The sequence below is a fragment of the Salinispora pacifica CNR114 genome (assembly GCF_000514775.1).
Classification (GTDB): Bacteria; Actinomycetota; Actinomycetes; order Mycobacteriales; family Micromonosporaceae; genus Micromonospora; species Micromonospora pacifica.
In genome coordinates, this window is sequence record NZ_AZWO01000038.1 from 36884 (window position 1) to 50409 (window position 13526).

Consider the following 13526-nt stretch of genomic DNA (forward strand, 5'->3'; position numbering starts at 1 on the left):
CGGCGCCACTGGCTACCCGTGATGGGCCCGGATCGGGGGGCGGGGCGCGGCCAGCGTGGGCGTCAGCGCGGCAGCGACTTCTTCGGCGAACTCCTCGTGGACGAAGAGCTTGCCGCGCCGCACTTCGTGCAGGCGAACGTCACCCCGGAACCCGGACATCATCGTGCGGGTCCAGGCCACCGGGAAGTAGGGGTCGTCGGCGCCCCAAACCAGCTGGACGGGAACGGTGATGCGGGAGTGCAGGCCAGCCAGAGCTTCGAAAGCCGAGAAGTCGAAGTTCCGGGGGAACTGGCCGAATGCCCAACGCAGATCGGCGCTTTCCTTGAGGGGCCGCAGGAAGAACTCCGCGAAATCTCCGTCCAGCAGTTTTCGGTCCTGGAAGGCGTCGCCGAGAACGAACCGGTTTCGCCGCAGTAGCCGATTGTTCAACGCGAACGTGAGCAGACGCTCGAATCCGGGTAGGTGGCGGGTGGCGAACAGCAGCGAGAGGCGCCAGTGGGCCCCCTGCGGCTGCTCGGTGTCGATCAGACCCCAGGAGCGGACGCGAGGATCCCCGGCCAGGGCACATCGCGCGATGAGCCCACCGCTGTCATGGCCCACCACCGCCACATCCTTCAGGGCAAGGTTGTCCAGGACGTGCCGTACCGCCGCCGCGTGCGTGGCGACATCAATGCGAACGGCCCGGTCGAAGCGGCTGTCGCCGGCCCCAACGAGATCAATAACGTGGCATCGAAAGCGCGGAACGAAAAAGGGCAGCAGGCTACGGAACGTTGCCCCGCTGACCGGCCAGCCATGCACGAAGAGCACGTCTGGCCCTTCGCCAATACTGCGGACCGCAACCTGACCTTGACCCACATCGACAAGGCGGTCCGGCCGGGCACGGAAGAGATCGGCGGCCTGCGCGACGGTAAAATCAGGCATCGATTCACTCCTTTCGACATCACGTGGCACGTGGAGCCACCGGAGGAGGGCACGCCCCGCCACTACCACCGGCAGCACGCTCTTCATGACTCGACAGTGACAGCCCAATAACACCGTGTCGATTACCTATCAGGTAGCGAACCCCGCCCCGCCGCACACCATTGCCGCGCCACACCATTGCCAAGCCACACCATTGCCGCGCCACACTGTCGAGCTGCCCACCCATCAGACCGTTTCCGGGGCGACCCCAAAGATGCCCGACACGGGAAGGCGGCGGCCAGAACCACGAGCCATCACCTCACCCACGGAGCCGACGCAGCCGGACAGCTGAGGGCTGCCTGGGCGAAGGCTCTGGCCAGCGCGGACCGCAGGGCCAGCCCTCAGCCGGAAGCCGAGCGCCGGCTTCTCAGCTCTCGCGCGGTCTCCTCGTCGGCGGGATAGAACGACTCGATCGACAACTCGGAGAGGGTTACGTCCAAGGGCGTACCGAAGGTTGCCACCGTGGTGAAGAGGTTGAGCACCCGGCCGTCTCGGCGCAGTCGCACCGGCACCACGATGTCGTTGGTCATCGGGCCGACGGCATGGGCTGCACCGCCGGGGTAGCCCCGCAGCTCCTCCTCAAGGTCAGCCAGATCGGGGTCACCACTGAACTCCACCTGCCGGCCCAGCCGATGCAACAGGTGCCACCGCCACTCACCCAGGTTCACGATGTGTGGGGCCAACCCTGCCGGGTGCAGACTCGCCCGGAGGACATTCGCCGGCGGCATGAGCAGCTCGGGTGCCACCAGATCGGTGAGCACCGACAGGCTCTCGTTGGCCGCCACCAGGTTCCAACCCCGGTCAACGACGACGGCGGGGTACGGTTCGTGCCCGTCGAGCACCTGTCGAATAGCAGCGCGGATGACGGTCATGGGCGGAGCGTCCAGCGCGTTCTCTGGATAGACCGGCGCGAACCCAGCGGCCAACAGCAGCCGGTTCCGCTCCCGCAACGCCAGGTCCAGCCGATCCGCCAGCTGCAACACCATCTCCCGGCTCGGCGACGAGCGACCAGTCTCCAGGAAGCTGAGGTGTCGGGTGGAGATGTCGGCCCGGATAGAGAGCTCCAGCTGGCTGAGTCGGCGCCGACGGCGCCAGTCCCGCAGCATCACCCCAACGGCGGGTCTCGTGACGGTCATCCCAGCATCGTCCGTCGCCGACGTCTCGCTGTCCATTACCTGCGAGGTAGGGCCGGCGCCGGGCCAGCCCACGGCCGGCTACCAGGCAACCAGGAGTTCGGCGGGGCCGTGCGTGCGGAACGTCGGGCGCCACCGGACCGGCGCCCCGGGTACGGCGAGTGCCAGGCCTGGCAGCCGCCGGGCCAGCACGGTGATCGCCTCCTCGGCCTCGACCCGGGCCAGGGCCGCACCGAGGCAGTAGTGGGGGCCGTTGCCGAAGGCGAGCCGCGCGGGGTTTCCATCCGCCCCCCGGGTGGCGGCGGCGATGCTCAGCAGCACCGTGTCGCCGGCCGGAATCGTGGCGCCCCCGATGGTCATCTCCTCGGTGGGGAAGCGACGGATCGCGGCGGGTGCAGGCGGTTCGAGGCGCAGCGTCTCCTCGATCGCCTCGGAAACCCGCACCCCACGGAGGCTGCCATGGTCAAGTAGGCGCAGCACGGTCGAGGCGATCAGGTTGGCGGTGTTCTCGTACCCGGCGAACAGGATCAGGAAGGCCAGTGAGGTCAGTTCGTCCCGGGTAAGCCGGTCCCCCTCCTGCTCGGTGGCGACCAAGGCGCTCAGCAGGTCGTCGCCGGGTCGCTGTTGCTTCGCCTCGATCAGGTTGACGACGTAGCCGTGTAGTTCGACGACCGCCTGCCGGATAGCATCCCGATCCGGCGGGTAGCTGGTGAGCATCGTGTCGGTCCAGGCCCGCAGATCGGTACGCCCAGCGTCCGGTACGCCCAGCAGGTCGGCGATCACCTGGACGGAGAGCGGCGTGCAATAGCCGGTGACCAGGTCGACGGGGCTACCCGTGGCGACCATCGTCTCCGCCAGCTCTTCGGCGGTTCGTTGGATCCGGGGACGCAGTGCGGCGACCCGCTGTGGGCTGAAGGCCGGGCCGACCAGGCGGCGCAGTCGGGTGTGATCGGGTGCGTCCAGGTTGAGTAGGTTCGCGTCGAGGGCCGGCGGCAGCGCGAATCCGGACCAGCCGCCCCGGCTGTGCTTTCGGTTGAGGGCCAGGCGGGGGTCGGCCAGCGCCCGGGAGACCAGGTCCGGGCTGGTGACCAGCCAGGCCATAGAGGTATCCGGCAGCAGCACCTGATGCACGTCGCCGGTCTTTCGAAGCTGGTCGTACTCCGGCCCGATGCGCGCGCCGGAACGGGGAATCGGGGCCAACTCCGCCCGCGTCGGTTGGTCTTGGGACATCACGCCAGGGTAGCGGCGATCCGCCGACAGTCCGAAGTGGCAGAAAGTCGGCCGGCGAGTCGACGTGGTGGTGGGCAGCTCGGCGAGCCGAACTGGTCAGGATCAGCGCGCCGAGCCCTCCGCCCACCGACCTCAGCGGTCAGGTGTCGATCGGTCGATCACGGTACGAGAAACATGCGCCGGGCGATGCCGGGATCCCGTAACGGCTTGACCGCCAACCGTACGAGGATCAGTGCGTTGTCGTCGCCGGCGATCCGGTTGGCGCTGAGCTCGCCGCAGGAGCGGCACTGGTGGATGATCATCCATTCACCGTCGGGCCGCACCGACATGCTCAACGCCTCCATCCGGCCGCGGCAGGTCGCGGCTCGGTCGCCGGGGATTCGCCGGTCCACGTGCAGGCTGGCCAGGCAGTTCGGGCAGTGATTGCGGTGCGTGGTGCCGGGCGCCTCGGACGACACGTCCAGCCGGCAGCCCACGCATCGGAAGTCGTTCGCCCGATGCCCACCCTGCCGGTGGAGAACGTCCTTGTGTCGCTGTGGCCGCCGGTTGGCTCGCGCCCGCTCGTACGCGCTTCCGCTACGCCTTGGCATCGTCGATACCTCCAGTCGATTCAGAGGTCGCCGAAGGTTTCGAGCGGAAACGGGGGCTGCGCCAGTGGGCGCACGGCGATACGCATCAAGATGAGCTGGTTGTCGTCGGCGCAGATGGGGTTGGCGGTCAGCTCATCGCAGCGTACGCAGCGGTGGATGACCATCCAGTCGCCAGTGCGGAGCACGGCGATGGCGATCGGCGACATCCGGCTCCGACAGTCACTGGGACCGCCCTCGACGTGATCGTGAACGTGCTGGGAGTGCAGACAGGACGGGCAGTGATTGCGCCGGACACCGTCTCCGGCGGCGGCGGACACGGTGAGGCCGCACCGGATACAGGAGAACGTGTCGATCTTCAGGATGTTCTGCGACGTACGCGAGAGAGTCTTCTTGGTGTTGGACACCCGGGGTGCTCCTTGCTGAAATGCTGGTAGGGACAGCAAGAGCAGGCCGAGCAAGCCTCGCCTCGACCCGTCGTGGCATACGCACGCCGGGCATGGGTGGCGGAGTCAGGCACCGGAAGATAACGTCCGGTCACTTACCGCTCGGAAGGAGCGGCATCGAGAAGCGGACTACTGAACGGTGCAGCGAGGCGCACTCGGCGCGGGCTGGATCATAAAATCTCTCTCCCAGGGCAGCGGCCCAGAGCAGGGTACGGAACCTCCGTCAGGGTAGGCAGCCCACACCGCCGCTGTCACCCGGATTATCGAGCACCAGCCCACCCCCACGGGCTGGGCCCGCAGGAGAGCGGCTCACGGATCACACCTGACGTACGGCGACGCCGAGGGCTTTCAGGGCGTCCACCTCCTCGTCGGGGGCGTCAGCGGTGGTTACGACAGCGTGCAGCGCAGCGGCGGGAGCGACCAGGGCGAGGGCGGTACGGGAGAGTTTGGCCGCCTCGGCTACCACGATGACGCGGTGGGCCGATGCAATCGCGGCGCGCTTGATCGCGGCGTCAGCCAGGTCGTACGCGGTCAGCCCGTTCGTGGCGGTCAGGCCGCAGCAGCCGATGACCGCGGTGTCGAAGCGCAGCGTGGCGAGGGACGCCTCCGCCAGAGGGCCGGTCAGCGCCAACTCGCCGGGGCGGGGCTCCCCACCAGGCACGAGCAGCCTCAGTTGGGGTGCGCCGACGAGGGCGTTGGTCGCGTGCAGGGACAGCGGCATGACGGTCAGGCGGCGACGCGCCAGTGCGCGGGCCACCGCAAGGCAGGTGGTGCCAGCGTCGATGACGATCGCCTCGCCGTCCGCGATCATCTCGGCTACCGCCGCGGCGATTCGTTGTTTGACCTCCGCACCCTCGCTCGCCCGAAGCGCGAACGGGGGTTCGTCGCCGCGCAGCAGCACGCTTCTGGCCCCACCCCGGTAACGCTCAAGCAGGCCCTGCTCGGCCAGGAGCTCCAGGTCTCGGCGGACGGTCATCTCCGAGGTGCCGGTTCGCTCCGCCAGCTCCGCGACGCTGAGCCGCCCGGCCCGGCGTACGGCATCGGTGATCTGTCGGTGTCGGTCCACGCTCGCCATCCCCCTATTGAACACCAGTTGCGTTCAAATTTCGATGTTAGAACAAAAAACATGTTTGCTATGTTCGCTTGCATGTTTGAATCGCTACGGGCGGCTCGGCTGGCCACCTTCGCCTACTTCACCCTCAACGGCTTCATCCTGGGGATCTGGGTCGTCCATATCCCTGTCATCGAGCACCGGGCCGCCATCAGCCACGCCACACTCGGCTGGCTCCTGCTCCTCCTCGGTGCCGGCGCTTTCGTCGGGATGCAGGTCGTGGGACCCCTCACCGACCGCTTCGGCGCGCGTCGGGTCGTCCCGCTGAGCGCGGCCCTGTGCAGCGCGACGCTGATCCCGCCCGCCTTCGCTGGGAACGCCGGGACACTGGGCCTGGCCCTACTGGTGCTGGGCATCGGCAACGGCTGCCTGGACGTCAGCATGAACGCCCACGCGGTGCAGGTCGAGGCTGGATACAAGCGCCCGATCATGTCCGCGTTCCATGCCATGTTCTCCGTCGGCGGCGTCCTCGCCGCACTGGCCGGCGCGCGGACCCTCAGCTGGGGCTGGGGCCCCACAACCACGCTGACCACGGTCAGCCTCCTCGGCCTGGCAGCCACCGCGGCCGCCGCGCCCGCACTGCTGTCGTTGCCGGCGAACACCGGCGCGCGGACCCCAGCCAGCACCACCAGGAGCCGCCGGACCAAAGCTCCGCTGCGCATCTGGGCGCTCGCCGGGCTCGCACTGATCCTGATGCTCACCGAAGGCGTCGCCAACGACTGGAGCACGTTGTCCATGCGCGACGCGTTCGACACACCCGCCGCCACCGCCGCGCTCGCCTACGGAGCCTTCGCCGCCGCCATGACGATTGGACGCTTCCTCACCGACACCATCGTCGCCCGTTTCGGCCCGGTGGCCATCGTCCGGTACGGCTGCGCGCTGGCCGCGCTCGCCCTCACCACCATCGCGCTCGCGCCGTCGATCCCACTCGCTCTCGCCGGGTGGACGCTGCTCGGAATCGGTCTCTCCGGCGCCGTCCCGCAGCTCTTCAGCGCGGCCGGTCACACCGACCCGGATGCTGCCGGCACCAACGTCTCCCGCGTCGCGGGCCTCGGCTACCTCGGCATGCTTGGCGGACCCGCCGTCATCGGGCCGCTCACCCAGCTGATGCCCCTGAACTACACGTTCGTCCTGCCCGCGATCCTCTGCCTGGTCGCCGCGCTCGTGGCCCGCGTCCTTCACCCCCAGGAGGAGGAGACCCGGCTCGACGTCGAGGCTCCGCAGCCGGCCACCGCCCGATCAACAGCAAACGGGCCCGGGGCGCAGCGGAGCTGAAGAGCTATTTAGATAACTCTCTAGGTTGACAGTCTTCAAATCAGGGAGCAGACTGGAGTTTGCTTCGAGAAACATCGAGACAGCGAAGCCGGCGTCGCTCCATCCACGCCGACAACCAGATGATCGAACCCAGCAGGAGGAAAACCATGTCCCGGGTACAGCTCGCGCTCCGCGTCTCCGACCTCGAAGGCTCAATCGCCTTCTACTCGAAGCTGTTCAACACCGAGCCAGCCAAGCGCCGCCCCGGCTACGCCAACTTCGCCGTGACGAACCCGCCGCTGAAGCTCGTACTCCTGGAAGGTGAGCCGGACCAGACCACCGCGCTGGACCACCTGGGGGTCGAGGTGCCCAGCACCGACGAGGTAGACGCCGCGACCAGGCGACTCGCCGACTCCGGTCTTACCACCCTGGAGGAGCAGAACACCGAGTGCTGCTACGCGCTCCAGGACAAGGTCTGGGTGCACGGCCCCGGCAAGGAGCCGTGGGAGGTCTACACCGTCAAGGCCGACTCCGACCAACTCCAGAAGGCGACCGAGAGCGCGTGCTGCACCCCGACCGGGGCGAAGGAAACGGCGGGCAGCGGCAACCAGGCGAGCTGCTGCTGACCGCCCGTACGCATCGAGGCAGTGACCGCCGGCGCCTCACTCAACGACCGCGCCGGCGGTCCTGCCGAGGTGCGTTGGGGCCGGAACTCAGTGCGTCGACTGCCGCATGATCCAGGTGGGCAGGGGCTCCTCGAAGGTGCTCGCCACCTCCCAGCCAGCACGCCGGTACACCTCGACGTTGTCGGGGTTGCTGGTTTCCAGGACCGCCGGAAGACCCGCTGCGGCGGCGTGTCGCAGCCCCATCGCCATGACCGCGTGGCCCCATCGACGACCCATACTCTCAGGATGGGTGCCCAGGACGCTGAGGTACCAGAACGGCTCTGTGGGCAGCGCCGCGTCCATCGCCCGATGGAAGGCATCGAAGCGACTCAGCGCCTCGGCGGGGAGGTGAGTGGCGAGAACGCCGTCCAGTTCCTCGCCTTCCACCCCAGGCGCCTGCCAGATCGCGACCGACGCTCCGCGCTCGATCGTCCAGATCGTTTGTTGCTGCACCTGCTTGTCGAAAAGGTACCCAAAGAAGACAGTGGCGTACTCAGGGTAGGTCGCCTGGTCGGGGAAATAACATCGCAGCAGGGGGTCCTTCTCGAAGGCGGCGACAAGTGAGCCGACGACGCGCTCACGGTCTCCCGGCATGGCAACGGTGATCTCAGGTGCTGTCACGGGATGCAAAACTACCGCAGCTCAACGCGACTACCCGATACGTGTAAGCAGGCTCGCATCTCATTTGGGGGCTTTTGTTCATATATCGCCTCTTACATACCCTATGCCGGATTTTACTCGTGTTGGTTGCCTCCTACCTGGTAGCCCGAGGAGCGCCACACCGCACCGCCCTGGGTGGCTCCTCGTCCGTAAACGGGGAAGGACAGCGGAGCGCGATGGACCACGCGATGGACCAGCAGCACCACAAACACGAACCGAGCCGGCTGCGCCAACGCCGCCCAAAGCCACGATGGTGGGCGGTCGGACTGGCCGGGATGACGGGCTTGGCCCTCACCACCGTCGGGGTTGCCGCCGCCGCGGACGCCGCCCGGCCTTTCCCGACCAGCGCCGAGGACCGCCCTGGCAAGACCGCGGACCATCCCGGGACGCCGGACAAGCCCGCCACCGGTGGCCACCGCGGCGAATCCGACGAGCAGGGCAAGGGCAAGAAGGAACCCAAGGGCATTCCCGTCCCCTGCGACACGGACAAGCTGATCGCCGCGATCACCCTCGCCAACGCCCGCGGCGGCGCCACCCTCAACCTCGCCAGCAAGTGCACCTACCTACTCACCGCCCCCATCGACGACGCCGGCCTCCCCGACATCACCACCCCCATCACCCTCAACGGCGGCAAACACACCACCATCGAACGCGCCGCCGCCGTCGAACAATTCAGAATCCTCACCGTCGACACCGGCGGCGACCTCACCCTCCACCACCTCACCATCACCGGCGGACAAACCGACNGCGACGGCGGCGGCATCCTCGTCAACACCGGCGGCGCACTCACCACCAACCACAGCACCATCACCCGCAACATCTCCGGGGGCAGCGGTGGCGGCATCCGCAACAACGGCGTGGCCACCCTCAACCACTCCACCGTCAGCCGCAACACTGCCGTATTCGGCGGCGGGATCTTCAACTCCGGCCTGCTCACGTTGACCAAGTCTCAGGTCGAGTCGAACAACGGAAGTGAGGCGGGCGGCATCTTCAGCCTTGACAGCATGAGCGCCACGCACAGCGTCATCGCTCACAACCAGGCCAGCGACGCCGGCGGTGGGCTGCTGCTGGGTTCGGGAACGCATACCCTGACGCACACCCGAATCTTGAACAACACCGCACCCCAGGGTGGCGGTTTCCTGATCAACTCCCCCGGCCAGGTCACCCTCGAAAAGGTTCTCCTCGCGGACAACACCGCGACGAGCCAATCTGGTGGCGGGGCGGCGGTCTCCAATGGCGCATTCCTCGTCGTCAGGGACAGCACCATCAAGAAGAACACCGCCGCCACCAACGGGGGCGGCATCAGTAACTCCGGAGAGACCGTCCTCCAGCAGACGGAGGTCATCGGTAACCAGGCGGGCAACCAGGGCGGCGGCATCAACAACGAAGCCACCGGCACCCTCGACCTCATCGCGACAAAAGTCATCAAGAATGTCGCCGTCACCGACGGCGGGGGGATCTACAACGACAACGGCACGGTGAACCTGAACACCGCCACCGGCACGATCGTGGTCAAGAACCGACCCAACAACTGCGTCAACGTCCCCGGCTGCGCCGGCTAGAAGACCAAACGAATCGGCCCCACAGTGGCCCCGCTCCCGCCGAACTCCGGTAGGGGGCGGGGCCCGGTCCGTTCGACGCGGGTGGCGAGCCAGGGTTCCGGCGCCCATCGCGCCGGGATGCCCTCAGCTCCCGGGGAGACCGCGCGCTATTCGGGAAGGTCCCGCGGCAGAGTGTTGTACCGGTCCAGAGTGGCCTTGCTGGTCGAGTTGTCCTGGAACACCAGCTCCCATGGGCCAGTGTTGATATCCATGGCTTTACCGAAGCCGACCCACTTGCCGGTCATGCGTCTGCCGGTCGGCTCGACGAGCAACTGGATCGCTCCGTGATAGCGGGCGCCTCGGTAGTAGCCCTCCTCGGCCGTCTGCTCGGTCCACGTCCCGGTGATGACGCTGCCGTCCACCGTGAGATCCAGCGCCAGCGAGGAGGAGGCGGAGTTCGGGAGGCTGCGTACGGTCAGCCGGTCACTGTGCTGCAACAGCACCACGTAGTGCTGCCCGGCGTAAGACTCACCGCGGCCGCTTGAGTAGTACTGATAGCGACTGAGCCACACGCCCACGTAAGAGCCGTGCGGGGTGCCGGGGCGAGCCGCCGGCTCTGGGGTGGCCAGATCCGACATCGACGAGGTCAGGTCGTGGCCTCCCTCGCGATCGGCCTTGACCTGAGCGCCCGGCAGCGCGGCGAAGCCGAGTAGCTCGATGGGGAGGCCGGTAACGACCTCCAGCGCACGGAGGTAGACGGGCCTGGGAGCAGCGATCGCGCCAGACTCCCACCGCTGGACAAGCCGCTTGTTGGCGTCGTTCGGTTCTCCGGCCCGGTGCCCGGCGGCCTGCAGCGCGCGGGCGAAGTCGTCCTGGCTCATCCGCATCCCGGCACGGACAGCTCGGAGCGCGGTGTTGGGGGTAGTCATGGTCATCACCATAGCTATCTGTCGCCTGAATGTCGCCGTGAATGGTGGTGGTTTGCCATGTGCTGTGCCGCCGCGCCCGGCGACACAGCAGCGACATCATGACGGGAGCCAACCGCTATAGCAGCACCGAGGGAGGGCGATCCTCATGCGAAACATCCGTAGTGCCTGGCGGCGACTCATCGGCCAGTCCGTACCCGCACGGCCTGCCGCCACGCACCGCTTCGGCCGTCGGCCCGCGCACATGGATGCGACCGGACCTGCGAACCGGTACGCGACACGGGCGGGTGCCTACAACCCACTCCGCAACCAGCCAACGGTGATCTTCGATACTCGGCCGTTGATGACCCCGCTGGCCCGACAGCGGGCCAACTCCCAGTGATGGCCACCGATGCCTGATCGCGCCCGTGACCGGCTGTCGGCAGCCCAGTTGCGCAACCGGATGCTCCTGTCCGCTCGGCGAATCATCACCGAACACTGGCCACGCGTGGACCGGTGCCCGGTCTGTGGCTGTGGGTGGCCGTGCCCACCCACCGAAACCGCCTACGATTACCTAACCTCGGCGGGGCAGGGCTGCTGGGCGCCCCCGAAGCGGGTGCGGGGCTGGCGGTGACACCAACCCTCAGATTCTTCCTGACGGCTGGACCGGACTGCTCCGCGGTGACCTGATCCGAGCACCACCACTCGTCCGGGTTGGCCCGGTCCGCCCGGATCAGTCAGGGTCCGGCCGTTGTCCTGACTCGCACCGCATCTCTGTCTTATTTAAGCGTTTTCTTCGTTTTTATGGCTGTCTGGGGGCTGTGTCGGAGTTAGCTGAAGGTGGTCGCTATCGCCTGCCCGGTAGCCGAGGAACGGCCACCGCAGGTGGTGCGTTGCTCGCCGTTCACGGAGAAAGGAGACCAAGACTGTGATGGCCCAACCGCACCACGACCACGAACCAGACAAGCCCCGGGCGCGCCGAGCCAGAAACCGGTGGTGGGCCGTCGGGTTGGCCGGCATGACGGGCTTGACCCTCAGCACCGGCGGCGCGGTCGTCACCCCGGCCGCCAGCGCGATCAGTCACGACGTCGCTGCCGCCGGCGACGCCCCCTCCGTTGACGACCGCCGCGGTAAACGCGACGACGGCAGGGGCAAGCACACCGGCAGGGGCAGCGGGGTGAAGGGGAAGCAACCCAAGGGCGCCCCCGTGCCCTGCGACGCCAACGCCCTCATCGCCGCTATCACCCTCGCCAACGCCCGCGGCGGCGCCACCCTCAACCTCGCCAAAGACTGCACCTACCTGCTCACCACCAACCTCGACGGCGCCGGCCTGCCCACCATCACCCTCAACGGCAGCAAACACACCACCATCGAACGCGCCGCCGCCGCCGACCAGTTCCGCATCCTCACCATCAACGTCGGCGGCGACCTCACCCTCAACAATCTGAAAATCACCGGCGGACAGACCATCGGCGACGGTGGCGCAATACTCGTCAACACCGGCGGAAGACTCACCACCAACGACAGCGCTATCACCCGCAACATCGCCGACGGCAACGGCGGGGGCATCGCCAACAACGGCATTACGGCTCTTCGAAGTTGAGCGGGGTTCGTGGCTGGCGGTGACCCGGATGTGAAGGGCTCGCAGCTCATCGGTGATCATCTGAGTGTCTAGTTCGGATGTCACAAGTGAAGAGCTGCGAGCATGGTCAACGATACGACCCGGCTGCTGGGTCTGGACGGCCTGGTGGCCGAGCGAGTCGAGCTGGACGCCGCCGGCGTCCCCGTGGTGAACCTGTCCACCAGTTGTGAACAGGCACGATGCTGCCCGCAGTGCGGGCAGCGAGCAGCGCGGGTGAAGCAGTGGACCACGACGCGGCCGCGGGACCTGCCGGTCGCTGGGCGGCCGGTGAGGCTGCGCTGGCGTAAACGACGCTGGTACTGCCCGACGCCGGCCTGTCCGCGCAGGTCGTTCACCGAGCAGGTCGCCCAGGTGCCGGCCCGTTCAAGGCTGACCATCCGGTTGCGGCAGGCGGCTGGGGCGGCGGTCGCCGACGGCGGGCGCACGATCGTGCAGGCCGCCCGCGACCACGGTGTCTCGTGGCCGATCGTCGCGGCCGCGTTCACCACCCACGCCACTGCGGTGTTGCCGGCCGAGCCCGAGCCGGTCGCGGTGCTTGGCATCGACGAGGTCCGCCGGGGCAAACCGCACTGGATCTGGGACGAGCAGGCCGCCTCGTGGACCACGACCGCGGACCGGTGGCACGTCGGCTTCTGCGACTTGTCCGGCGGCCAAGGGCTCCTCGCGCAGGTCGAAGGCCGCACCACCGCCGCTGTCACCGGCTGGCTGGCCGCTCGCCCACCGGCCTGGCGCGAGCAGATCCGCGCGGTCGCGATCGACATGTGCACCGTGTTCAAGGCCGCGATCCGGCAAGTGCTGCCGCACGCGGTGCTGGTCGCCGACCACTTCCACGTCGTGCAGCTGGCCAACCGGGCCGTGACCGAGGTCCGCCGCCGGGTCACGCTCACCCAACGCGGGCGTCGTGGCCGCGGTAACGACCCGGAGTGGCGGATGCGCAACCGGCTGACCCGCTCGGCGGCTCGCATGCCCGGCAAACACGTCGACCGCCTGACCGACACCCTCGACGCCCTACCCGCCAAGATCGGCACCCCGATCCTCGCCGCGTGGAACGCCAAGGAAGACCTGCTCGACCTGCTCGCGACCGCCCGCACCCAGCCCGACCGCGAACACGTCCACCGGCTGCTACGCCGCTTCTACACCCGCTGCGCTGCCACTGACCTGCCCGAACTACACCGACTCGCCACCACCATCGAGACCTGGTGGCCGCAGATCCACGCGTTCCTGACCACCGGCATCACCAACGCCGGCTCAGAAGGAACCAACCGGGTCATCAAGACCGTCGCCCGCGACGCCTACGGCTTCCGAAACCCCGAAAACCAGCGCCTACGCACCCGCACCGCGACCACCCGACGCCACCGCGGACACCTCAACCTCGCCTAACTTCGAAGAGCC

14 protein-coding genes and 1 pseudogene are annotated in these 13526 nt (G+C 67.9%); 7 read left to right on the forward strand and 8 right to left on the reverse strand.

Annotated elements, in window-relative coordinates:
• Positions 1–12 precede the first annotated feature (12 nt).
• The 6 genes from B118_RS0120420 to B118_RS0120445 form a co-directional block, all read right to left on the reverse strand.
• On the reverse strand, positions 13–921 hold the full coding sequence (locus tag B118_RS0120420) for an alpha/beta fold hydrolase (protein ID WP_026270834.1): 909 nt from the start codon (positions 919–921) through the stop codon (positions 13–15).
• Positions 922–1301: 380 nt separating this feature from the next.
• Positions 1302–2132, reverse strand: coding sequence for a helix-turn-helix domain-containing protein (locus B118_RS0120425; protein WP_018812120.1), 831 nt, complete (start codon positions 2130–2132; stop codon positions 1302–1304).
• Between the two features lie 42 nt (positions 2133–2174).
• Entirely contained in the window at positions 2175–3323 is a 1149-nt protein-coding gene (locus tag B118_RS0120430) for a cytochrome P450 family protein (RefSeq protein WP_018222044.1), read from the reverse strand.
• Between the two features lie 158 nt (positions 3324–3481).
• Positions 3482–3913 carry an RNHCP domain-containing protein gene (locus B118_RS0120435; RefSeq protein ID WP_026185590.1) on the reverse strand — a complete coding sequence of 144 codons (432 nt, stop codon included), beginning with the start codon at positions 3911–3913 and terminating at the stop codon, positions 3482–3484.
• A gap of 20 nt (positions 3914–3933) precedes the next feature.
• Positions 3934–4317, reverse strand: coding sequence for an RNHCP domain-containing protein (locus B118_RS0120440; RefSeq protein ID WP_018222042.1), 384 nt, complete (start codon positions 4315–4317; stop codon positions 3934–3936).
• Between the two features lie 355 nt (positions 4318–4672).
• The gene (locus B118_RS0120445; protein ID WP_018812119.1) at positions 4673–5431 is read right to left on the reverse strand and encodes a DeoR/GlpR family DNA-binding transcription regulator; all 759 of its coding nucleotides are present in this window, start codon (positions 5429–5431) and stop codon (positions 4673–4675) included.
• 60 nt (positions 5432–5491) lie between these two features.
• Here B118_RS0120445 and B118_RS0120450 point away from each other — a divergent pair, with 60 nt between their 5' ends.
• Entirely contained in the window at positions 5492–6742 is a 1251-nt protein-coding gene (locus tag B118_RS0120450; protein ID WP_018812118.1) for an MFS transporter, read from the forward strand.
• A gap of 146 nt (positions 6743–6888) precedes the next feature.
• Positions 6889–7347, forward strand: a complete 459-nt coding sequence (locus tag B118_RS0120455; RefSeq protein ID WP_018222039.1) for an ArsI/CadI family heavy metal resistance metalloenzyme — start codon at positions 6889–6891, stop codon at positions 7345–7347.
• An 87-nt stretch (positions 7348–7434) separates the two neighbouring features.
• Here B118_RS0120455 and B118_RS0120460 read toward each other — a convergent pair whose 3' ends face one another.
• The gene (locus B118_RS0120460) at positions 7435–7980 is read right to left on the reverse strand and encodes a GNAT family N-acetyltransferase (RefSeq protein ID WP_018222038.1); all 546 of its coding nucleotides are present in this window, start codon (positions 7978–7980) and stop codon (positions 7435–7437) included.
• 341 nt (positions 7981–8321) lie between these two features.
• Between B118_RS0120460 and B118_RS31915 the strand changes: the two genes are divergently transcribed.
• Positions 8322–9608 carry a hypothetical protein gene (locus tag B118_RS31915; RefSeq protein ID WP_028193331.1) on the forward strand — a complete coding sequence of 429 codons (1287 nt, stop codon included), beginning with the start codon at positions 8322–8324 and terminating at the stop codon, positions 9606–9608.
• A 146-nt stretch (positions 9609–9754) separates the two neighbouring features.
• Here B118_RS31915 and B118_RS0120470 read toward each other — a convergent pair whose 3' ends face one another.
• Positions 9755–10528 (reverse strand): helix-turn-helix domain-containing protein, encoded by a 774-nt coding sequence (locus B118_RS0120470; protein ID WP_018812116.1) that lies wholly within the window; start codon positions 10526–10528, stop codon positions 9755–9757.
• 133 nt (positions 10529–10661) lie between these two features.
• On the opposite strand from B118_RS0120470, the gene B118_RS0120475 reads away from it, so the two are divergent.
• The 4 genes and pseudogenes from B118_RS0120475 to B118_RS0120485 all read left to right on the forward strand — a co-directional run bounded on the left by B118_RS0120475 (position 10662) and on the right by B118_RS0120485 (position 13514).
• Positions 10662–10895, forward strand: coding sequence for a hypothetical protein (locus B118_RS0120475; RefSeq protein ID WP_026270832.1), 234 nt, complete (start codon positions 10662–10664; stop codon positions 10893–10895).
• A 9-nt stretch (positions 10896–10904) separates the two neighbouring features.
• On the forward strand, positions 10905–11126 hold the full coding sequence (locus tag B118_RS33105; protein WP_026270831.1) for a hypothetical protein: 222 nt from the start codon (positions 10905–10907) through the stop codon (positions 11124–11126).
• A 297-nt stretch (positions 11127–11423) separates the two neighbouring features.
• Positions 11424–12080 (forward strand): annotated as a pseudogene (locus B118_RS28770) (right-handed parallel beta-helix repeat-containing protein); the annotation flags it as partial.
• Positions 12081–12197: 117 nt separating this feature from the next.
• Positions 12198–13514, forward strand: coding sequence for an ISL3 family transposase (locus B118_RS0120485; RefSeq protein WP_018812113.1), 1317 nt, complete (start codon positions 12198–12200; stop codon positions 13512–13514).
• The last annotated feature ends 12 nt before the right edge of the window (positions 13515–13526 follow it).

What these genes read in the sequence shown, in the direction of transcription:
- B118_RS0120420 (WP_026270834.1), bottom strand. Translation starts at nt 921, where the DNA reads ATGCCTGATTTTACCGTCGCGCAGGCCGCCGATCTCTTCCGTGCCCGG.
- B118_RS0120425 (WP_018812120.1), bottom strand. Translation starts at nt 2,132, where the DNA reads ATGGACAGCGAGACGTCGGCGACGGACGATGCTGGGATGACCGTCACG.
- B118_RS0120430 (WP_018222044.1), bottom strand. Translation starts at nt 3,323, where the DNA reads ATGTCCCAAGACCAACCGACGCGGGCGGAGTTGGCCCCGATTCCCCGT.
- B118_RS0120435 (WP_026185590.1), bottom strand. Translation starts at nt 3,913, where the DNA reads ATGCCAAGGCGTAGCGGAAGCGCGTACGAGCGGGCGCGAGCCAACCGG.
- B118_RS0120445 (WP_018812119.1), bottom strand. Translation starts at nt 5,431, where the DNA reads ATGGCGAGCGTGGACCGACACCGACAGATCACCGATGCCGTACGCCGG.
- B118_RS0120450 (WP_018812118.1), top strand. Translation starts at nt 5,492, where the DNA reads ATGTTCGCTTGCATGTTTGAATCGCTACGGGCGGCTCGGCTGGCCACC.
- B118_RS0120455 (WP_018222039.1), top strand. Translation starts at nt 6,889, where the DNA reads ATGTCCCGGGTACAGCTCGCGCTCCGCGTCTCCGACCTCGAAGGCTCA.
- B118_RS0120460 (WP_018222038.1), bottom strand. Translation starts at nt 7,980, where the DNA reads ATGCCGGGAGACCGTGAGCGCGTCGTCGGCTCACTTGTCGCCGCCTTC.
- B118_RS0120470 (WP_018812116.1), bottom strand. Translation starts at nt 10,528, where the DNA reads ATGGTGATGACCATGACTACCCCCAACACCGCGCTCCGAGCTGTCCGT.
- B118_RS0120475 (WP_026270832.1), top strand. Translation starts at nt 10,662, where the DNA reads ATGCGAAACATCCGTAGTGCCTGGCGGCGACTCATCGGCCAGTCCGTA.
- B118_RS33105 (WP_026270831.1), top strand. Translation starts at nt 10,905, where the DNA reads ATGCCTGATCGCGCCCGTGACCGGCTGTCGGCAGCCCAGTTGCGCAAC.
- B118_RS0120485 (WP_018812113.1), top strand. Translation starts at nt 12,198, where the DNA reads ATGGTCAACGATACGACCCGGCTGCTGGGTCTGGACGGCCTGGTGGCC.